This window comes from Myxococcales bacterium (assembly GCA_012517325.1).
Classification (GTDB): domain Bacteria; phylum Lernaellota; class Lernaellaia; order Lernaellales; family Lernaellaceae; genus JAAYVF01.
The window spans coordinates 20734-42698 of record JAAYVF010000124.1 but is presented as its reverse complement, the minus strand read 5'-3'; the positions used below and the strand labels follow the sequence as shown (position 1 = coordinate 42698).

Annotated in this window: 16 protein-coding genes; 6 read left to right on the top strand and 10 right to left on the bottom strand. The window is 60.9% G+C overall.

The genetic code is table 11. The annotated features are described in order from the left end of the window. Positions 1-2057: HAMP domain-containing protein (locus GX444_20430; GenBank protein ID NLH50949.1), on the top strand; the 2057-nt coding region annotated here is incomplete at its 5' end. Between the two features lie 12 nt (positions 2058-2069). After that, positions 2070-3455: a sigma-54-dependent Fis family transcriptional regulator gene (locus GX444_20425; protein ID NLH50948.1), complete on the top strand. Its 1386-nt coding sequence runs from the start codon at positions 2070-2072 to the stop codon at positions 3453-3455. Between the two features lie 15 nt (positions 3456-3470). Here the strand turns inward: GX444_20425 and GX444_20420 are convergent, their stop codons facing one another. The 6 genes from GX444_20420 to GX444_20395 all read right to left on the bottom strand — a co-directional run bounded on the left by GX444_20420 (position 3471) and on the right by GX444_20395 (position 10069). Further along, complete coding sequence (locus GX444_20420; protein ID NLH50947.1) at positions 3471-4202, bottom strand: ABC transporter ATP-binding protein; 732 nt, start codon at positions 4200-4202, stop codon at positions 3471-3473. After that, the gene (locus GX444_20415; protein NLH50946.1) at positions 4196-4972 is read right to left on the bottom strand and encodes an energy-coupling factor transporter transmembrane protein EcfT; all 777 of its coding nucleotides are present in this window, start codon (positions 4970-4972) and stop codon (positions 4196-4198) included. The genes GX444_20420 and GX444_20415 overlap by 7 nt, the downstream gene beginning before the upstream one ends. Positions 4973-4979: 7 nt before the next feature. Further along, positions 4980-5597, bottom strand: a complete 618-nt coding sequence (locus GX444_20410) for a methyltransferase domain-containing protein (GenBank protein ID NLH50945.1) — start codon at positions 5595-5597, stop codon at positions 4980-4982. Further along, entirely contained in the window at positions 5594-6136 is a 543-nt protein-coding gene (locus GX444_20405; protein NLH50944.1) for an ECF transporter S component, read from the bottom strand. The genes GX444_20410 and GX444_20405 overlap by 4 nt, the downstream gene beginning before the upstream one ends. 259 nt (positions 6137-6395) lie before the next feature. Next, a complete protein-coding gene (locus GX444_20400) occupies positions 6396-8690 on the bottom strand; it encodes a hypothetical protein (protein ID NLH50943.1) in 2295 nt (764 codons plus the stop codon). A 65-nt stretch (positions 8691-8755) separates the two neighbouring features. Beyond that, positions 8756-10069, bottom strand: coding sequence for a hypothetical protein (locus GX444_20395; protein NLH50942.1), 1314 nt, complete (start codon positions 10067-10069; stop codon positions 8756-8758). Positions 10070-10310: 241 nt separating this feature from the next. Between GX444_20395 and icd the strand changes: the two genes are divergently transcribed. Next, positions 10311-11522: an NADP-dependent isocitrate dehydrogenase gene (gene icd / locus GX444_20390; GenBank protein ID NLH50941.1), complete on the top strand. Its 1212-nt coding sequence runs from the start codon at positions 10311-10313 to the stop codon at positions 11520-11522. Positions 11523-11541: 19 nt separating this feature from the next. Here the strand turns inward: icd and GX444_20385 are convergent, their stop codons facing one another. The 3 genes from GX444_20385 to GX444_20375 all read right to left on the bottom strand — a co-directional run bounded on the left by GX444_20385 (position 11542) and on the right by GX444_20375 (position 15918). Then, a complete protein-coding gene (locus GX444_20385) occupies positions 11542-12858 on the bottom strand; it encodes an ATP-binding protein (protein ID NLH50940.1) in 1317 nt (438 codons plus the stop codon). Positions 12859-13012: 154 nt separating this feature from the next. Continuing rightward, on the bottom strand, positions 13013-14611 hold the full coding sequence (locus tag GX444_20380) for a hypothetical protein (GenBank protein NLH50939.1): 1599 nt from the start codon (positions 14609-14611) through the stop codon (positions 13013-13015). Continuing rightward, positions 14608-15918, bottom strand: coding sequence for a glycosyltransferase family 4 protein (locus GX444_20375; protein NLH50938.1), 1311 nt, complete (start codon positions 15916-15918; stop codon positions 14608-14610). Before GX444_20375 ends, GX444_20380 begins: the two co-directional genes overlap by 4 nt. Positions 15919-15956: 38 nt before the next feature. On the opposite strand from GX444_20375, the gene GX444_20370 reads away from it, so the two are divergent. The 3 genes from GX444_20370 to GX444_20360 all read left to right on the top strand — a co-directional run bounded on the left by GX444_20370 (position 15957) and on the right by GX444_20360 (position 19616). Then, positions 15957-16622 carry a TVP38/TMEM64 family protein gene (locus GX444_20370; protein NLH50937.1) on the top strand — a complete coding sequence of 222 codons (666 nt, stop codon included), beginning with the start codon at positions 15957-15959 and terminating at the stop codon, positions 16620-16622. Next, positions 16619-17110, top strand: a complete 492-nt coding sequence (locus GX444_20365) for a hypothetical protein (protein ID NLH50936.1) — start codon at positions 16619-16621, stop codon at positions 17108-17110. The genes GX444_20370 and GX444_20365 overlap by 4 nt, the downstream gene beginning before the upstream one ends. Before the next feature lie 400 nt (positions 17111-17510). Further along, complete coding sequence (locus GX444_20360; GenBank protein NLH50935.1) at positions 17511-19616, top strand: hypothetical protein; 2106 nt, start codon at positions 17511-17513, stop codon at positions 19614-19616. A gap of 326 nt (positions 19617-19942) precedes the next feature. On the opposite strand, the gene acs is transcribed toward GX444_20360, so the two are convergent. Then, entirely contained in the window at positions 19943-21907 is a 1965-nt protein-coding gene (acs, locus tag GX444_20355) for an acetate--CoA ligase (GenBank protein ID NLH50934.1), read from the bottom strand. Positions 21908-21965: the final 58 nt, after the last annotated feature.

Sequence of the window (21965 nt, the reverse complement as noted above, 5' to 3'; positions counted from 1 at the left end):
ATCTTCTTCCTTACGCATATAAACCTTTTGCAAGCGATCCTAAAATAATTTTACACAGCGGTTACCCAAGAGATTACGAATGTTTGATTCAAAGAATTGAGGTGTGGAGCGGCTTCATGGTAATGTGGGCGGGAATTGCAACAGAAGATCAAGCAAAAAGAATTGTAGATGAGCATTTTAAGAATGAAAAAACTTTTAACGCTCCGTTTGGTGTAAGAACATTATCAAAGATGGAAAAGATGTACAACGTCCGCGCTTCGGGAAATCCTTCGCTGTGGACGGGACCGATTTGGGGAATTTCCAATTATATGGTTTTCACGACCATGGGCCAGTTGATGCAGTCCAACATCGACAACAAGCTGCTGCGCATCGGCCGCCTCGCCGTCAACGATCCGTTGGTGGAAAAATCGCTGCGCGTCACGCAAGAGGATCACGAAGCGTCGGCCAAGCTGGGCGCGCTGTCGAATTTTCTGCTGGAGCTGACGTCCCTGGTCGACATCCGCGGCGCCTACCTTTACCGCGTGGCGGGCGTGCGGTTCATCTACCTCGCCGGAACACTTACCCCGGACTCGCTGGATAAGATCCCGACGCCCTACCTGACCAACATCGACATGCAGGCGCTCGTTTCCGGCCGGCCGGTCACCGGCAAGACGTACCGCCAAAGCGGCAAGCTGATCAAGGCGGTTTACGTGCCGCTGCTGGCGCAGGACAAGCTGATCGGCCTGCTTTCGATCGAGGACGACGCGCAGGATTACGAACTGCTGGCCAAGCTGAAGCACCAGCTCATGCTGACCGCGGCGGGCGCGTTTTTGATCGTCGTCGTCGCCTCGTTCGTCATCGCCCAGACCATGGTGCGCCCGATCCGCAAACTGGTGGACGCAGCCGAAAAAATCGGCATGGGCGATTTCAGCGTCCGCTACAAGGTCTCGGGCACCGACGAGATCAATTTTCTCGGCCAGACCGTGAACGACATGGCCGAGGACATCCGGGCGCGCGACGCCGAAATCCGCCGGATGAACGAGGCCGCCCTGGCCGACGCCCGCCAGCTTTACGAACACGTCCTGCGCGCCGCCTATTCGGCCATCCTCACCGCCAACAACGACGACGTGCTGACCTCCGAAAACCCCGCGGCCGCCAAGCTGCTGGGCGATCCGCCCGCCGCCCCGACGACGATGAGTGAACGCCTGGCGCCGTTTCCGGCGCTCTGGGAAATCTGGCGGGAAAAGAAAACCATGCAGCCGCGCGAGATCACCATCCAGCGCGACGGCGCGGAACTGGCGCTGGAAAGCAACATCGCCCTGCTCACCGACCACCGCAACGAACCGATCGGACACAGCCTGACGCTGGTCGACCGCACCGAACTCAAGCGGCTGGAAAACGAGCTGGTCATGCGCGAGCGCCTGGCCGCGCTGGGCGAACTGGCCGCCGGCATCGCACACGAAATCCGCAATCCGCTCAACGGCATCGAACTGATGCTCGGCCTCGTGCAGGAGGACCTGCGCGAAAAGGGCGTGATGGACGAGCGCTTCATCCGCATCCACGACGAGGTGTCGCGCCTCAACTCGATCCTGACCGAGTTTCTCGCCTTCGCGCGGCCCAAGCCGCTGGAAAAAACCCCGGCCGACCTGGTCGAACTGACCGAGGACGCGATCATGCTGCTGCTGCCGGCGATCGAGGAAAAACAGATCGAGATCGTGCGCCGGTACGACAGCCCGCTTCCCCCGGCGGTGCTCGACCCCGGGGCCATCCGCCGCGTGCTGGTCAACCTGATCAAAAACGCCTGCGAGGCGATGCCGCCGGGCGGCCGGGTGTATCTCGCCATCCAAGGGCCGGAAACCACCGGCGGCGGATTCCGCGTCGAGGTCCGCGATTCCGGCCCGGGGATTTCGCCGGAAGTGCGCGACCGGATCTTCCACCCGTTCGTCACCACCAAGAGCGACGGCACGGGATTGGGGCTGGCGATCGTGCACAAGGCCATCGTCAATCACGGCGGGTCCATTTCCTGCCACAATCATCCGGAGGGCGGCGCCTGCTTCGTCGTGGCGCTGCCTGTGTAGGAGGAAGGTTTCATGGCGCGCATCCTGGTCGTCGACGATCACAAAACCACCGCCGACAGCATCGCGCAGATCGGCCAGCGGCTCGGCCACGAGGTGTCGGTATTTTACGACGGCACCGAGGCCCTGGCCGCGGTCGAGCAGCAGCCCTACGACGTGGTGGTGACCGACCTGCGCCTGCCGGGCGCGTCGGGGATGGACATCCTTTCGCGGGGCATGACGATCCACCCGGAAGGCGTGGTGATGGTGATCACCGCCTACGGCTCGATCGAAAAAGCGGTGGAGGCGATGCGCAAGGGCGCCTTCGATTTCATCTCCAAGCCGTTCACCATCGACGAGATCAAGGTGAAGCTGGAGAAGGCGCTGGGCCAGGCGTCGGTACAGCAGGAAATGGTCCGCATGCGGGCCAGCCTCGCCGCCCTGCACGACGACGAGACGCGGCGCTACAACTTCAACGAAATCGTCGGCAAGAGCGCCGCGATGCAGAAGGTCTTCGACACGATCCGCAAGGTGGCGGCATCCGACGCCTCGGTGCTGATTCTCGGCGAAAGCGGCACCGGCAAGGAACTGGTGGCCCGCGCCATTCACTACAACAGCCAGCGCACCGACGGGCCGTTCATCCGGGCGCATTGCGCCGCCTACGCCGAGGGCGTGCTCGAGTCCGAACTCTTCGGCCATGAAAAGGGTTCGTTCACCGGCGCCGTGGCGCGCAAGATCGGCCGGTTCGAGCAGGCGCACGGCGGCACGCTGTTCCTCGACGAAATCGGCGACATCAGCCACAACGTCCAGGTCAAGCTGTTGCGCTTTCTGCAAGAAAAGGAGTTCGAGCGCGTCGGCGGCACGCAAACGATCAGCGTGGACGTGCGCATCCTTTCGGCGACCAACCAGGATTTGAAGGAATTGATCGGCAAGCGCACGTTCCGCGAGGACCTGTACTACCGGCTCAACGTCATCTCGCTGTTCCTGCCGCCGCTGCGCGAACGGTCCGACGACATCGCCATGCTGGTCGAACATTTCTTACGGCAGTACGCCGGCCGCGAACCGGTCAAGAAACTCGACCCCGAGGCGATGATCCTGCTGACCAAGTACCACTGGCCGGGCAATATCCGCGAACTGCAAAACGTCATCGAACGCGCCACGGTGCTGGCCCAGGGCGACCGCATCACCGTCGACCACCTGCCCCAGGACATCACCGGCGCGATCGCCACCGCGCCGCGCCTGACCGGGCCGATCAACTTCGACGCCGAAATCGAAAAGTACGAAAAGGAATTGATCCAGGGCGCGCTGATCGAATCCGACTACGTCAAGGCGCGGGCCGCCACCTTGCTGGGCATCGACCGCAACCGCCTGCGCTACAAAATGGAGAAGTACGGCATCGAGGATCTGGCGCCGACGAAGTAACCCGCGTTCGCCGAATCAGCCCTCGCCGGCGCCTCCCGGCAAACCGTCCGCCGCCGACCACTTTTTCGCGAGCGCTTCCAGGTCCGCCCGCTCGTCGACCAGGCGGCCGTCTTCCAGCAACACCGCCCGCTGGCAAGCCCGCCGCGCGAATTCCAGATCGTGCGTCGCGGCCAGCATCGAAACATTCCGGGAAACCAGAGTGCGAATGAGCCCCAGGCGGCCGGGCGGGTCGAGCCCCGCCGACGGTTCGTCCAGCAAAAGGACGGCGGGATCGGTCACCATGGTGCCCGCCAGGGCCACCCGCGTTTTTTGCCCGTGCGACAACTCAAAGGGCGAGTGATCGGCCAGGTCGGCGACGGCGAAGTTTTCCAGCGCGCCGCGCGCGCGGAACCGCGCCTCGGGTTTGGGAACGCGCCGGCGAACGAGGGAAAAGGCGACATCGTCGATGACCCGGGGAAACAGGAGTTGATCGGCCGGAACGGCGAAGAGCAAGCCGACCCGTTCACGCACCCGCGCAACGGTCCGCGGCGAAAGCTCGATCCCCGCGATCTCGATCGTGCCTTCGAAGGGGATCAACCCCACCGCCGCCAGCAGCAACGTGGTTTTTCCCGAGCCGTTCAAGCCCAGCAGGGCCACGCGTTCGCCGGCCGCGACCTCCAGCGACAACTCCCGCAAGACCGGCGTTTCATGACCCGGATACCGAACCTGGACGTGACGAAAGCGAAGAGCCGGCGCCGAGGTCACCATGAGATTCCTTTCCAGCGAAACAGGATCGCCGCGGCGACCCAGCAAACCGCCGACCACAAGATGACGACATCCCGCCGGTGAAACCGCCGGTCATCGAAATCGATCGGCAGGCCGTCGTAGCCCCGCAGTTCGAGCGCCGTCGCCACCCGGTCGGCTCGCTCGACAACCCGCGGCAGCCAAGCCGACGGCAGCGAGCCGACGACCAGCAGCGAGGCGCGCCAGCCGGTCGTTCCGCCCCGCAGCGCCATCGCCTGACCGATGCGCCGCGATTCCGCCGCCAGCATTCCGGTGTGGTGAACGATCTGGGCCGTCAACGCGACCAGGAGACGCGGCAGGGGGAGCGCGGCCAGCGCAGTCTGAAATTCGGACATGGTCATCGAGACGACGGTGGCGCTCATCACCAGAAGAATGGCCAGGCCGCGGGCGAAAATTCGCCAAAGAACGGCGAGGCGCGACAGAAAGCCGCTCGCCGACAACAGGGACGGGGTTCCGACCGGCACCGTGACCCAGGGTAGAAAAATGAAAACGGGAACGAACATCGCCAGACCGAACAACGCGAATCGTGACCAGGATGCCGCATCAGGCCGAAACAGAAACCACGCCGCGCCGACCGTCAGCAGGATTCCCGCCATTCCCACGGGGTCGACGGGATCCAGGAGCAAACAACCGGCCAGCATTGCCAGGCCGGTGAGCAGATACGTCGCGGGGTGCAGGCCTCGGCGACGCGGCGGCGACGCGGCCGGGCGGAAAAACGAAAGCGCCCGTCCCACGACCGCCCTACTCCCCGCCCGCTTGTCGCCGCGCGCTCACCAGGTAGCGGTGATCGTCATCGACCACTTCCACTGGAATAAACCCGGCCGCCGACGCCAATTCGGCCAGTTGGACGGCGGGCAGCAGCACGTCGCAAGCCACCGCCGGTCCCGCCGAAGCGTGAACTTTGTTGATCGTCTCTTTCGAATCGATGTGCCAGACGTGGAGGAATCCGCCCGGCTTGAGCACCCGGTGAAATTCGACCAGCGCCGCCGCCGGATCGTCCAAATGCGGCCAGACGGAAAAGCAAATCACCCGATCGGCCGAACGAGCAGCCAGCGGCAGATGAGCGGCATCCGTCTGCGCCCAACTGACCCGGGAATCGGGATTTTTCGCGCGGGCGACGGTCAGCATTTTACCCGCCGGATCGACGGCGACCACTCGCCCGGCCGGCGACAGAATTTCCAACAACACCAAGGTCAGGTTGCCCGTCCCGCACCCGAGGTCGACGATCCGTTCGTCCGGTTCGATCCGCCAGGAGGCGAGTTCCGACCGCAGGCGCGCCGCCACCGTCTCCGGGCTCGTCCATTGGTCCCAATGCGGCGCAATCTCGTCGAAATAGGCCTGTTTTTCGGCAAAACTCATGGGGTGTCCTTTCGTTCGCCGGCTCGTTTTCGATTCGGTCCGGTCAGGCGCACCAACGGGGGGATCACGATGAGCATCAACACGATACCCGGCCATCCGGAAAGCAGCGACGCGCCCGCCACGTAACCGGCCGGAAGGTCCATGATCAAGGCGAACGCGTAGACCAGACCGAACCCGACGATGCGGCCGATCAACAAGACGGGAATCAGGATCCACCAGACCGACAACGGGGAGAAAAGGCGTCGCGCCACCCCGATGAGACCGGCCATCAGCGCCAATTCGAGCGACATGATCGGCGCAACCGGCGGGTAAAACGGCGGCATTCCGGTCACTAGGCCCGACAGCAACGGAACCACCAGGGCAGTCCCCGCCGCCGTGGCCGGTGCGACGAAAAACGCCAGCGCCACCAAGGGCAGGTACATCGGCATGAATACATGCCCCAAATGCACCAGATGAAACACGGTCGGCAGGAGCAGCGCCATCGCACCGAACAAGCCGCCGTAAGCCAGATCGTGGGGCGTCGGCAAGGAACCTTTCATCGCATTCCCTTTTAATCTGTCGGGATTCGCCCGATACGGAGATATTGATAGCACGAATGCTGAAAAGGTGTTACTAGCGATTCCCTGGTTTGTCAACCAGTAACCGGAATTATTTGGAGCGATGTAAGGAGGATCGGAGCGACCGGGGTCCCCGGAATGAACCACCGCCCCGCCCATAACCCCAACGCGGAGCGTGGTAAAACCGCCCGGCAGTGCCGATCAGACATCGCCGCGACCGGATACCGCCGACGGGAAATCGCTAATCGTTGTGGTATCCCGCCGGGAACGTCACGTGGTAGAGCGCATTCGCCGAATGGTAAGCGACATGCACGATCCCCGCTCCGTCGATGGCCAACGCTTTACGCGCGGCCCAGGGATCGCTGACGGTTCCCTCGGCATCGACGGTCGTCGTGCGCCATTCCCCGGAACGGTTGGTCGCGTAATACAGAATGTCGGCCCATTCGTCGCCGTAAACGAGGTGCGCCGCGCCGTCTTCATCGCGCCGCAGTACGCAAGCGGCACCGCCCTCGCCCGGTTCGTTGACCGTTTCGATGGCCCAATCGCCGGGAGTACCGACGGCATATTTCAATTGCCGATTGGTCGCATCGTAGTACGCCAAGGTCCATTGCTCGGCCGCGCCGCGCACCAGCGACACATATTGGCCGACGTCGCCGGTCGTATCGATTGGCTCGAACAACCAGGTATCGGCGGGTTTCGTGGCCAGCCAGAGATCGCCCAATTCCTCGTCGTAGTAGGCGATGAGCGGCCGCGCCGCATCGTCGAGCGCCAGGCTGGCGAACCAGGGGTCCTGCTCGTCCGCCACGGGCAAGGTCTCCCAAACCCAGGCGCCGCTCCGGTTGGTGGCGTAGCCCAACTGGTGATTCCAATAGTCATCGATCGAAAAGCCGTAAACGACGTGCAGATAACCCTGGCCGTCGCGGGCGAGGCCGTTGTCCCGCTCGATGTCGTCCGTCCCGTGGATCTGGATCACGGTCGTCGACCAGTCGCCCGACGCGTTGTCGCAAATCGCGGCTTCGCCGCCTTCGATGCCGCGCAGGAAGCTGAGATACGAATGCCCGTTTTCGTCGAGGAGCAAATCGGTCGCGGTGATGCTGGCGGCGGCGGGCCCGGCGACACTTTCCATCACCCAAGATCCGGTTGCGTTCGTTCCATGCCATACCGAGAAGGCATCCGTGTTGATAAAACCGATGTACACGGCGTTCGCGGCGTCAACGGCGATCGACGGGTGCGCGCCGGTTTGCGTGAGCTGATCGGGCAGCAGTTCCCGCCGCTCCCACTGGCCGGATTTTTTCTCGATCAGGGAAAGGTTATTTCCCTCGGCCTGGACCAGCACAAAGGAGCCGTCCGCGCGCATGGTGAGCGAGGCGTTTTGCAAGACCTCGGCGGGCACCTTTTCCATCCGCCACGCGCCGTCTTCGTTGGTGAAATATTGATCATTGTTGAAAATATGAACCGAGCCGTCCGGTCGCACCGCGAGGCGCGTATAGTAATAATCGCCGTCGCCGACCTCCTCCTTTTTCCAGACCCCGCTCCGCAAAGTGGCGTATTTGATGACCGGGAACCACCAGTGGCCGAAGGCCTCGGTCCACGCATAGGAAAGATGCGTCGTTCCATCCGCGGTCACCACGATATCCGCCGCGCTGGCGTAGAGGCCCGCCCCGCCGGAGTACGCGCCGTTCTCGATGATCGTGGTCTGCCACCCTTTCGCGGTCCGTTCGGCATAGGCCAGATTGACCATGGATGACTGCCAGACCTTGGCGACCTCGTAGACCACGCGCGGCCGGCCGGACGCATCGACGGCCAGGCGATACCCGTCATTCATCCGACTTTCGATCGCTTCCGCTTGCCAGGGGCCGCCGGCGTTGGTCGCGTACCAAAGCGTGCTGACCGGATCACCGTGATAAAGGAGATGTGCCGCGCCGGCATTGTCTATTTTCAATTCGACCGGTTCGGAGTAATACGCGGCGGCCGGATCGTCCGCCACGACTTGCGTCACCCAATCGCCGCTGGTGTTGTTCGCGTAGTTGAGCCGGTGTTCGGCGTCGAAAAACGCGACGTGTAAAAAGCCGGCCGCGTCGGCCTGCAAATCGAAGTAGCCGATTTGCGGCGCGTTGCGCCAGACCGACGGCAAAGCGAACGGTGCGGCGCCGCTCAGCCAGACCACCGACGCCTGATAAGGCGCGACGGCGCCGCCGTGGATCAGTTCCATTCGCACGTCGCCGTTTTGCATCACTTGCTCGGCGGGATCGATCGTCTGATTTTCGGCGGCCGAGAAGAAGGTCAGGAAGCGGCCGACCATTCCCAGCACGAGCAAGCTGCCGGGGGCTTCGTCATCATCATTGTCATTATCGTCGTCATCGCCGCTGTCATCATCATCGTTGTCGTCGTCATCGTCGTTGCCGGCGTCGTCGTCCGCGGCATCGTCATCCTGGCTGTCGGCGGCGGAATCGTCATCGTCGCCGGAAGAACATCCGAAAGCTGCTGCGAGCAACACCAATAAACAAGCCAACCATTTCCAACCGATCACTCCCATGTTTCTACCCTCCTCGTTTAAAATGCCGTCCATCATGCAATGTATAATGGGTATCGATTGATTGTTTACCATTCCACCTCGTAATAGGGACTCGCCGGCGGCGCCTTGTCGCCGACCGCGTGCAATCGCAACGGATCCAGTTGCGGCGCCACGTACTGCCTCACGTTGTCGGCGATGACTTCCACCAGAAACGAACTGCCGTTCACTAACCAGACGCCGCTGATGAATGTCCGGCCGTCGTTCAGAACCACGGCGTCCAGGAGTCTCGCCGGCTCGGCCAAACAGCGGCACTGCCACTGCCCGTCGCGCAAATCCCAATAGCGATTATCGTTGTCGGCGCCTTGGCTGATGACCAGGGCGCGATCGTCGCGCGCCCAGACGCGGGTCGGAATCATGGTCGCGCAGCCGAAAGGCGGATCGAGCCGCGACCATTCGCCGTCCGCCAGTCGCGCGACTTCATAGGTGGCCCGGTCGTCACTTCGCCAGATACCGAAACCATTGTTTTCCTCTAACAGCCAAAACCAGACGAACCGGCCGTCTTCAAAACCTTCCGGCATGGCCTGCGGTTGCCAGGCGACGCCGTCGTAAACGAGCAATGAACCGGTGCCCAGATCAGGGCGCGCAGCGGCCAGTCCGTAATCCGGGCCAAGCATAAACAACGCATCGATGTGTTGATTGCTGTCGCCCCATTCGCGGTAGGGAACGCGTTCCGCGTAGCGATAGAGATAGCCGTGCTGAACGTAAATATATCCAGGCCAGCCGTGATTCGTTTGATCGCTGGTAAAGTTGGTATAAGCCCACAAGGTATCCGCGGTCGGCGCGAAAACCATTCCCGCGTTGTTCAGGATGCCGGACGCGAGCGGCGCCTGCCGCAAGGTCCAGCCGCCGTCGGGCGTATAGGTCACCCACCGATAGCCTTCGGTCAGCAAATTGAAATAGACCAACCCCGCGGGGCCCGAATAGCTTCTGTTGTAAGCCAGATATCCCTTTTGCCCGTCGACGAAAAAGGAAGGACCGGCCCAATGAAATTCGTCTTCGGCAAGGCTGGCGGGAAACGGCTGTTCTTCCCACCCGACGCCCACCCCCAGAAAGGAAGTCAAATGACCGTTCGCATCGCGGCCGATCACCAACAAGTCGTTCGTCGGATAATCCTCGTCGATCGTATCATCATCCGCCGCATCGTCGTCATCGTCGTCGTTGTTGTCATTGTCATTGTCGTTATCGTCGTCATCATCGTCATCATCGATAGCGTCATCGTTGTTGTCGTCATCGGCGTCGAGTTCGTCATCCGCGGCGCCGTCGTCGTCCGTGGAGAAACAACCGGAAGTACCAACGAGCAAAAACCAAAGAAGGACTAAGATAACTTGGGGAAAACTCATTTGTCTTCCTTTCATCCGCGTTATATTTCATTAACTAAATAGAGGTTCCCGATCGACCGTTAAATAAATAAGGGACGCCCTTTTCGGCGCCCCCACTTTTTCATACCAAAACAAAATATTCGGGTCAAGAAAAATATTATGAGGGCAAATGTTTATTGCCAGGGAATTTCGGTCCGCCGTGGCGCCGGCCCCTGGCATCCCGGAAAGAGTGGTTATATTCGGGAAAAAGGAGGATCGCGGCATGCCGGGAAAAATCGCCCATGAAAACGGCCATTTGCGGGTCCCCGACGACCCGTTGGTGGCGGTGCTCTACGGTGACGGGATCGGACCGGAGGTCGTCACGACGGCGTTGAAGGTGGTGGATAAGGCCGTCGACAGGGCTTACGGCGGCGCGCGGCGCCTCCATTGGCGCGAATATTCCGCCGGCGCGGAGGCGTTGCGTCAGGAAGGCGACATTCTCCCGCCCACGACGCTGCAGGCGATCCGCGAATACGGGGTCGCGCTCAAGGGGCCGATGACCACCCCCGTCGGCCAAGGTTATCGCAGCGCCAACGTGGCCTTGCGCCAGCAACTCGACCTGTACGCCAACGTCCGGCCGGTGCGCTATTTTCCGGGCGTCCCCAGTCCCCTGCTCCGTCCGGAACTGCTGGACGTGGTCATCTTCCGCGAAAACACCGAGGACGTTTACGCCGGCGTCGAATACGCGGCCGGCTCGAAAGAAGCCGTGCAGTTGATCGAAACGGTGCGCGGCTGGGGTTCGAACGTGCGGGAAGGCAGCGCCGTCGGTCTGAAGCCGATCAGCGAATTCGCCAGCAAGCGCCTGATCCGCCGCGCCATCGAGTACTCGCTGGCCAAGGGCCGCCGCAAGATCACCCTGGTGCACAAGGGCAACATCATGAAATTCACCGAGGGCGCCTTCCGGAATTGGGGCTACGAGCTGGCGCGCGAGTTGCTCGGCGACCGGCTGGCGACGCCCGAGGAAGCCGACGCCGACCACAACCCGCCGCCGGGCAAGATCCTGGTGCAGGACAAGATCGCCGACGCGATGTTTCAAGACCTGATCCGGCGGCCGCAATCGCACGAGGTCATCGTCACCACCAATCTCAACGGCGATTACCTTTCCGACGCGGCGGCGGCGCAGGTCGGCGGCCTGGGCATGGCGCCGGGCGCGAATTTCGGCGACGGCGTGGCGGTTTTCGAGGCCGTGCACGGCAGCGCGCCGCAATACGCGGGGCAGGACAAGGTCAACCCGACCAGCGTGATCCTATCCGGCGCGATGATGCTCGATTACTTCGGCTGGCCCGAGGCCGCGCGCCTGATCGAGAACGCCGTCGAGGAAACCATCATGCGGAAAATCGTGACCTACGACCTGGCGGGGGTGATGGACAACGCCACGCTCGTTTCGTGCAGCGGCTTCGGCAAGATGGTCGAGGACGCGATGGTCAGGGGATAAAAGGAACTTTCCAATCCAATTAAATCGTTAATGGCTTTTCGAGATCGAGTAAAAAACGCCAGGCTGGGACAACGTCGATGATCCCGTGATCAAGCTCGAACTTCGCTGCTTCGTTCCGAGTGACGATCGTTCCAGATTGCACCCCCTGTTCGGCCATGGCGTCGCTCAAGGCTTCGATTTCCCGTCTTTTCGTTTTCGGATCGGCAATCGATTCGCAGACCTGAACCAACAATCGAGGTTGTTCCGGCAAATGCACGATGAAATCCACTTCCTTGCCGTTTTCTGTCCGGTAATAATGGATTTCCGGGGTCACCCGACGCAAACCCGTAAAGATGAGATTTTCCAATAAATGACCGGAGTTGACCAGAATACCAGAAGCGACCGAGGTCACCAGCGCATGGTCGACGCAGTAGATTTTTTTCGGATTGGTATTGGCGACGGCCGTCGATGCGTCGAATATCCTCACCGAAAAAAGGAAAAATGCATCCTCGAACCATTCCAGGTAATCCGACACGGCTGCCTTGGGGGCTTTATGGCCCAATGATTTCAAGTAGCCGGTTAGACTATTGATCGAATAATGAGTCGCCATGTTATCGACCAAACGGTGCGCAAGGTCCGTCACCGCCTTGGGATGGGAAATATCATACCGTTCGATCAAGTCGCGAAAAAGCACGGCTTGGTAGTATTCCTGATGGATCTTGACTCGGAGCCGCCGGTCCAAGCCGACAACCTCGGGAAAGCCACCGGTTTCCCAATACTCGGCAAAGGATTTCTGAATGAGCAGCCGCCGTTTGGTGGTCAGCGAACGAGGGTAATCGATTCCTTGGCAATCCAAAAATTCACCGAATGAAAAAGGAAACAATTCCCAGGATAGCGCGCGACCTCGCATTTGCGTGGCGATTTCCTTGGAGAGCATCCGGGCCGAGGATCCGGATAAGTAGACGACGCATTTTTCGGTACGCATCAAGCGGTCCACGAAAGGTTCCCACCCCGACACCGTTTGGATTTCATCGAAAAAACAATAAACGGTCGACGAGTCTTTCTTCTTCGGAAAAAGGGAATAATAGGCTTCGACAATCAACCCGAGATTCCCTTGCCGCAGGTCGTGGAGCCGATCGTCGAAAAAATTCAGGTAGAGAATGTTTTCACGCGGTACGCCTTCCTCGAGAAGCCGCTCCATGATCTGAAACAAATAGGTCGATTTGCCGCTTCGGCGCACACCGATACAAACGGAAGCCTTGCCCGGGACTGTCTCGATCTTCAGGTGTCGCGGCACCCCGGATTCCCAGGTTGTCTCTTGAAAATCCAGAATCAGTGATTGGAGGGTCGCAAGCAATGGCAAACCTACTGGTAATATTTATTCCCGGATCAAGCCTAAACTGGCAATAATAATTACCAGATTTTCAATAATCCGTCAATCCGGATTTCAGCCACCGATGACCATTCTCCTTTTCCGAGGTCCAAGCTCCGCTTCCACCTCTCATCTCCTGCTACTCTTTCATTCGAAACAACCAGGACGAACCGTCGACCGGCTCGACCCGCGGCGCGACGTCGCGATTCCACTGGTCCGCGAATTCGGCCTGGAAGTTGTGCAGATACAACACATAGCGGACCCGGTGCCGCTCCAGATAAGCGCCGATATCGCCTTCCTTCATGGCTTGCAAGGCTTCGAAATTCAAAATGCCATCCAGGTTGACGATGTTGTACTCGGGCAGATAGTAACCGTAGATTCCGCAGTCGGTGTAACCGATCGAGGCGCCGGGCGGCACGGCCCGACGGATGTCGTCGGTGATTTTCCAGGCGGCGACCGGCCGGGCATCGGACAGCCAGAGGCGAACGCCGGGCAAGGCCAACGAGATTCCCAGCACGGCGGCGGCCGCGCCCAAAGCCAGTTTCCGCGCGCGCGGGGCGCCCGCGGCGAAGCCCGACAGCCAGACGCCCCAGACCAACGCCATGCCGACGCTGTACGGATAAAAATGACGCATCGAATAGTTGAGCAGGTACAGCGGATAAAAGATCGCCGCGCCGGCCACCGCGAGCAGCACGAAGGCATACGGCCGCAGCGCGCCCAAGCGCCGCAAATGCCGCCGGCCGAACCAGATCAAAATGAAGGCGACGGCCGCCCCGCCCGCCACCAGCGCCAGACCCGCCGCCGGCCGTTGGCGCATCACCTGGACGAGAAAACCGGCTTGCATCCGCTCGACGCCGAGCAACGACCGGGCCAGCCACCGCATCAGCCCTTCGTATCCCCACAGCGGCTCGAAAAGCAGTTTGGCGACCAGGCTGACCCATTTGGCCACCGCGAATTTCACCTCGCCAAGCAGCGAATCGGGCACCCCCTGCCTCAGCAAACCGCGCCAGCGATGGAACGCGCCGCTCGACTGGAAAAACGAGCCGCAGGCCAGCCGGCTCCAAACAAACCACGGCGCCAGCAGCAGACCCGCCGGGGCGAACAGCCACAAGCCGCGCCGCACCAGATCGCTCGGCCGACGACGGTGCCGCCATGCCAAATCGATGGCGATCGCGAGAAACAGAAAAACCGCGTCGAACCGCGCATAGGCAAGCAGGCCGAGTAACAAGCCCAGGCCGAGCCAGCGCCGGACGACCGCCCCGTCGCGAATCCGCGGATAGATCCAGACGCACAGCCAGAACAAAAGCGCGTGGAGCGGCGTTTCCAGCCCGGAAAGATCGTGCGTCAGCAGGTTGGCGTTGGCGGTGTAAAGCACGCCGGCCGCGATCGCCGCCTCGCCGTCGGCGGCCTCGCGCGCCAGCCGCATCAACAGCCAGAGCAGCGCCGTGGAACACAGCGCCATCAATAGCACCATGAGCCGCAATGCCGTTTCCGGCCGGTCGCCCGCCAAGGCCATGAACGGCACGGCGAGAAAAGCCAGCAACGGCTGCACGCCGTTGGTCGGAAAACCGCCGTAGGAAAAGCCCTGCCCCGCGGCCAGGTTTCGCGCCACGGTCAGCGTATAAAACGCGTCGTCCAGCAGATGCACGTGCGGATTGTCCAGGGCGAGCGACGCCGTCAGAACGAGGTGGATCGACAGCAACGCCCAGGCGGCGCGCGGCAGACGGAATTCGCTCATCGGCGGCACTCCGCGAAGATCTCTTCCAGCCGTTGCCGATGCCGTTGCGGATCGTGCCCGGCGGCCACGCGCGCGCGGCCCGCGTCGCCGTAGCGTTCGACCAGTCCCGAACGCGCCAGTTCTTCGACCCGCGCCCGCAACGCCTGGGGATCGCCCGGCGCAAACAGCAGCCCGGTTTCACCGTGGGCGATCACCTCGGGCAGGCTGCCCAGATCGCCGGCGATCACCGGCCGCCGATAGGCCATCGCTTCCAGGGCGACGTGCGGCACGTTTTCCCACCAGATGGACGGCACGATCACCGCCTGCGCCGCCGCGTAAAGCCGGGCCAGCGCCTCGCCCCGCACAAAACCGAGAAAGCGGACTTCGCTGATCCGCTCCTGTTCCACCTTCTCCGCCAGCCGCCGCCCGTAAGGCGTGTTGGTGTCGCCGGCGATCAGCAGCGCCCGGCCGGTGCCGCGCAGCGCCTCGATCGCCAGGTGCGCGCCTTTCGCCTCGTACAAGCCGCCGACGTACAGCAGCGGCGCGTCGGAATGAGCCGGCCCCGGATCGGGCGGCAGATCGATCGGCGTGGGCAGATGCAGCAACCGATGCGGCGCGAAACCCGCCTGGCGGAGGAGCCCGATCAGAAAACGGCTGGGCGCGATGAAATACCGCACCGCGTCCAGCGCGCCCGTCCAGCGCGCCCGCAGCATCGCCGCCACGCGCACAGCGGTGATCGGCAGTGATTTTTTCAGGCAGCGATGCGTCAATGCGGGCAAAAAGCCGTCGCGGCAAAGAAAGCAAGGCTTTTCGTCGCGTAGGCAATTGTAGGCGGGACAGACCAGTTGGTAATCCGAAAGCCGCATGACCACCGGGATGTTTTCATCGCGCGCCGCCAACAGCACTTCGGGGAAAAGATAGTGCGCGATCTGCAGCGCGTAGACCACGTCGATCCGGAGCGCCCGCAACGCTTCCCGCGCCGCCCGATAAACGGCGCGATCGTTCACCACCCGCCAGGCGAGCGAAAGCTTCTCCCCCAGGGACAGCGCGCGGTCGCCGTAGAGTAAAAAATCACCCTCGACCGGCGGCGGCGGAAAATAAGCGCGCGTCTCCGCCGGTTCGTTTTGCGGATACGCCAGGGCGAACGGAAACACCTCGTGCCCGGCCCGGCGCAAGCCGGCTTCGACGGCGAACAGATAACGCTCCGGCCCGCCCGACGGGAAATATCGATTGTTGGCCAGCAGGATGCGAATGGCGCCGCCTCCTCGTGGGAAATTCCATTCATTGATTTTGCCGGCAACTATGCTATCAATACCCTCCCATGACAAACGATCGCCGCCGGATTGCCTGGATTATAACCAAATTTTTGGCGGTTGTAGCCATCCTGATCGGCTTGGGCCTGGTGGCCTGGCATTACAACATGCCGCTGGCCGAACTCAGCGCCCTGGCCCAGCAGCTCGGCACCCTGCGGCTGTGGCTGCTGATCATCCTTTTCTATTGCGCCATTTCGGTGCTGCCGCTGCCGGGCCGCGATGCCGTCAAACTCCTGGGCGCCGATCAACTCGGCCTGGGCAGCATTCTCGCGATCTGGCTGGGCGAAATGATGGCCGCCGTGGTTTCGTTCTGGCTGTCGCGCGTCGGCGGCTACGACCTGGTCGCGCTTTTGGCCGGAAAACGGCTGGAGATGTTCAACCGGCGACTGCATCAGGCGACCTGGCGATCGATTCTGATCCTGCGCCTGTTGCCGGTGACGCCCTATCGGTTTTTCAATTATGCCGCCGGCCTGGTGGAGCTCCGCTTCTGGGCTTATTTCGCCGGCAGTCTGGTCGGCATCCTGGCGCGAACCGCTTTCTTCCAGGCGCTGTTCGTTCTGTTCGCCTCGACCCTGAAGGATCGAGGCGTCACCTTGTGGCAACTCTACGTTTTTTCGATGATCTTTGTGCCTTTCATGCTGCTGACCTGGTGGCTATGGGACCGCCGCCGCAGAAAGCGCGCAACGACCGAACAACCGCCGCGGAGGGACGAATCATGAAACCGTCCGAATCACCCGAAACCTCCCGCAACCGCCGGATCGGTTGGCTGGCTTTGTTGCTGGTCTTTGCCCTGGCCGTGGCGGCTTTTTATCTTCAGCAGCGGAGAAATCAGGCCGAACACGCCATTCTTGAAAAAGCCGATCGTGAAATGAGCACCGGGCTGCATGGCGACTGCGAGGCGTATCTGCGGGGACAACGGCTTTATCTCGAGGCAATGCGTTTTCACCTGCAAGATAAAAAACTGGCGATGAAGGCAACAATCAGCGGCGAGTTGGCGCAACTGTGCCGGGCTCCGCGGCCGGAAGCCATCGCCTCGCGCAACGCTTTGCTTGCGTCAGGCCAGTTTCAGTTTGCCGATGTACGCGCCCTGACCATCGCCTATCTGGCATCCAGCGACCGGGATAAGGCATTGAAAACACTGGGCGTTTTACCGAACGATCCTTTTTGCCGCTGGTTTACCCAGTGGATCGGGCAATGGCCGCACTAACAAAAAAACGAGCCTCTCCGTTCACTTACCTATCTAAAGCCGCCACTCCCGTTTTTTGAAGCAGTTTTTTGGGGAAAATTCAAACCGCCCTAAAAAAAAAGACACCAGCCGGACGGCTACCAGCCACCATTCATTCCGACATTTTAGACCCAAAGTCCTAACTATTTGTCAAGAAAGCGTTTTTATCGAGCTTTTCGGTTCATTTGAAAAAAAATCAAGACTTCCCGCACCCAATTGGATACTACAAATATTTACAAACATTGAATTATCTTGTTTGTCCACACCCATGAAAAAAAACATGGCCGATTACAATTAATGGTTTGACGCCCGGGATGATTTTTTGGTATGACAGGTAACATCAATTGGGAAAAATCCCACTAATTTAACTTGGGAGGCGGTAATGAGATCAAGAGTTTTCCTTTCCCTCTTAGTTGTTATTTTGACTACCGGGGCGGCCTTCGCCGCATCCGGCGGTCCCAACGCGGCCGGGTATACTTGGGACGATTCGACTTACACGTACTCGTGGATCGATATCTCCGGCACCGGCACGCTGATCACCTTGAGTGACGACAATTATGCCGGTCCCTTCAACATCGGGTTCGATTTCCCGTTCTACGGCGGAACCCAAACCCAGTTTTATGCCGGCAGCAACGGCTTCATCACCTTCGGCGCCGGCTCGTCCGACCTGAGCAACGACTGCCCGCTGAATTCCACCACCCCGTACAACATCATCGCGTTGTATTGGGACGACATGGATGCCGGCGACACGTCCGCGCCGACCTATTACCAGACGTTCGGCGTGACCCCCAATCAATACACCGTGATTCAATTCCAGAACCTGTGCAATTATCCGGGCGGCGTGGGCTGCGATGACGTCACCGCCGAAATCATTCTCTTTGAAAACGGCGAAATCGTTCTCCAGTATTCGGATCCCTCGACCGAGGCCGGTAGCGGCGCCACCGTGGGCATCAACAATTCCGACGGCAGCGATCCGCTGACCGTGGGTTGCAACAGCGCTTTCCTGTCCGCCGGCTATGCCGTGTGGATCGGTGTCGCGGACGGCTTGTTCCTGAGCGGCCCCGATGCGCTGGACGGCTATCCGGACAGTGACGTGACCTACACCATGTCCGTCTTCAACAACACCGGCTCCAAGGGCACCGTCGATATCGATTGCACGGGCAACACCTGGGATACCGTTTGCCCGTCGTCGATCGTCGTCGCTGACGGCGCGGTCGGCACTTTCGATGTCGTGGTCACCATTCCTGACACCGCTTCGCCGGGCGATTTTGACACCGTCGATGTGGAAGTCGACCTTGGTGGTTATTCCGATGACATGACTTTGACCACCTCCGCTTCCGCCGACTGGATTCTGAGCGGTTCTCTCCCGACGATCGCCACGCAGGATAACGCCGCCGTTTCCTATGACGGCTATATCTATCGCGTCGGCGGTTATACCCTCTCGGGCTCCGGCACCAACACGATCGAGCGCTACTCTGCTACCAAAGGCACCTGGTCGCTGATGGCGAACTCCACCCACACGATGGATTACACCGTCGCCGCGGCGGCGCTCAATGACAAAATCTACGTGACCGCGGGCGGCATCGACGGCAGCACCGCCACGCCAACCGTCCTGCTGTTCCAGATTTACGACATTACCGCCAACACCTGGGCCGACCACGGCAACGTGCCGGCGGGCGGCACCTGGGGCGCGGCTATGGTGGCCTATGACGGCTACATCTATCTGCTCGGCGGCGCCAACACCCCGGGCGGCGGCAACCTCAACAGCGTTTACCGTTACGATCCGACCGGCGACTCCTGGACGGCGATGGCGAACATGACCAACACCCCGGCCTTCTTCTGCGCCTTCGCGTATGACGGCGACATCTACACGGTCGGCGGTGTGGCCGGTTCCACTCCGACGGCTTCCGGTTACATCTATGACATCGCCGGCAACTCCTGGTCGGCCGACCCGATCTCGCTGCCGCAAACCCTGTGGGGCATGGCCTGCATCCAGGGCGGCACCGAGGGTGAACTCCTGGCGGTCGCGGGCGGCGTCGATGCCTCCAGCGCGCTGTTCGCCGGTTCCTACCTCCGCGATCTGTCGGCGAAGGGCACCTGGGACCTCTATGGCGATCTGGTGACCCCGGTGTACCGCACCGCGGGCGCGCAGCTCGGCGATTACGCTTTCGTCGTCAACGGCTCGACCGGCGGCTTCACCCCCACGAACATCTTCCAGTACAACCTGATGGAAGGCATCGCCGACGATGACGACGACGATGATGACGACAACGACGACAACGACGACAACGACGATAACGACGACAACGACACCACCGACGACGACACCGGCGACGATGATGACAACGACGACAACGACGACAACGATGATAACGACACCACCGACGACGACACCGGCACCGATGACGACGACAACGATGACGTCACCGATGACGACAACGACAGCGGTGGCGATGACGACGATGACGACAGCGGCTGCGGCTGCTGATCGCTGACCATTAGCTGAATCAAAAGCCCCGCCGGCCCGACCGGCGGGGCTTTTCATTTAATACAAACCACTACCAATGAAGATCCGACGCATTCGCCGAGCGGCAAGTTGAGACTCATCACCAGCGATGGCACTGATTGCGCCCCGAAAGGCACTCCTACCGGTATGCCAATTTTCGCTTAAATATCTCGAAAGTCTCCGGTGCGCGGGACGATGGTATGAAATGGCGGCCGACTTATGACGCCGCCGCCAAAGTGGGAACCGAGCGGAATAAAAAAAGGGCCACGCCGAAGCGTGACCCGGGATGATTCGATCAACTGTCTGATTTACAGGCGGCCCTTCACCAATACATCGACGACGGTCGGGTCGGCCAACGTCGAGGTATCGCCCAGGTCGCCGATTTCATTCGCCGCGATCTTTTTCAGGATGCGGCGCATGATCTTGCCCGAACGGGTTTTGGGCAGCGCGTCGGCCCATTGGATTTTATCGGGGGTCGCGATCGGGCCGATTTCCTTACGGACGTGCGCGACCAGTTCTTTCTTCAGCGCGTCGCTCTTCTCGACGCCCGTGTTCAGGGTCACGTACGCGTAGATGCCCTGGCCCTTGATCTCGTGCGGCATGCCGACGACCGCGGCCTCGGCAACGCTCGGGTGCGAAACGAGGGCGCTTTCGACTTCGGCGGTGCCCATACGGTGACCGGAGACGTTGATGACGTCGTCCAGGCGGCCGATCAACCAGAAGAAGCCGTCCTTATCCTGGAAGGCGCCGTCGCCGGTGGTGTACGAACCGGGGAACTGCACGAAGTAGGTGTCCTTGAAGCGGTTGTGATCGCCGTAGACGGTCCGCATCTGGCCCGGCCACGCCTGATTGATCAGCAGATAGCCCTTGTCGCCCTGTTTCACCGGTTTACCGGCTTCATCGACGATCGTGGCTTTGACGCCGAAGAACGGCACGGTGGCCGAACCCGGTTTGATCGCGGTGGCGCCGGGCAGCGGGCTGATCAGGATGCCGCCGGTTTCGGTCTGCCACCAGGTGTCGACGATCGGGCAACGGCCGCCGCCGACCATGTTGTAGTACCACAACCACGCCTCGGGATTGATCGGCTCGCCGACCGAACCCAGGAGCTGCAGGCTGGACAGGTCGTGCTTCTTCACCCACTCGTCGCCCTCTTTCGCGATGGCGCGGATGGCGGTCGGCGCGGTGTAGAAGATGTTGACCTTCAGCTTTTCGACGATCTGCCAGAAGCGGTCGGGATTCGGGTAATTCGGGATGCCTTCGAACATGACCGACTTGGCGCCGTTGAGCAGCGGACCGTAGACGATGTAGGAGTGGCCGGTGATCCAGCCGATGTCCGCGGTGCACCAGAACACGTCGCCGTCATGATAATCGAAGATGTACTTGAAGGTGGTCGCCACGTACACCATGTAACCGCCGACGGTATGCAGCACGCCCTTGGGCTTGCCGGTCGAGCCGGAGGTGTAGAGGATGAACAACGGATCCTCGGCGTCCATCGTTTCGGCCGGGCATTCCGCCGAAACGCCCTGCATGATTTCGTTCCACCAGAAATCGCGGCCGGCTTTCATCTGGGTCGGGTTCTCGACGCGGTTGTAAACGACACAGAATTCGACCTTGTGGCCCTGCTCTTCGCACATCTGCATGGCCGCGTCGGCCGCGTCCTTCAGGGGGACGATCTTCTTGCCGCGGAACACCGCGTTGGTGGTGATCAGGGCGCGGCATTTACTGTCGAGAATGCGGTCGCGCAGCGCTTCGGCCGAGAAGCCGCCGAACACGATGCTATGGATCGCGCCGATGCGGGCGCAAGCCATCATGGCGATCGGCAATTCGAGGGTCATCGGCATGTAGATCGAAACGCGGTCGCCCTTCTTGATGCCCTTGCTCTTCAGGACGTTGGCGAATTTGCAGACTTCGGCGTGCAACTGCTTGTAGGTGAGGGTTTTTTCCTCGCCGGGCTCGTTGCCTTCCCAAATGATGGCCGGTTGGTCGCCGCGGGTCGCCAGGTGACGGTCCAGGCAGTTGTAGGTGATGTTGGTCTTGCCGCCTTCGAACCATTTAAGGTTGACGGTGTTGTAGTCGCAGTTGTAAACCTTGTCCCACTTCTTGGCCCACCAGAATTCCTCGGCGATCTTGCCCCAGAAGGTGTCCGGGCTATTCACCGATTCTTCCCACATCTTTTTGTACATCTCAATCGAATTGATGTAGGCCTTTTTCTTGAACAGTTCGGGAACGGGGAAGACTTTCCCTTCGAGATTGGTTTTCACTTCATCTGCCATTTGAAATCCCTCCTGCATACAAATGCTGTTGAACGAGACACGAAATTTTTCGCTAACC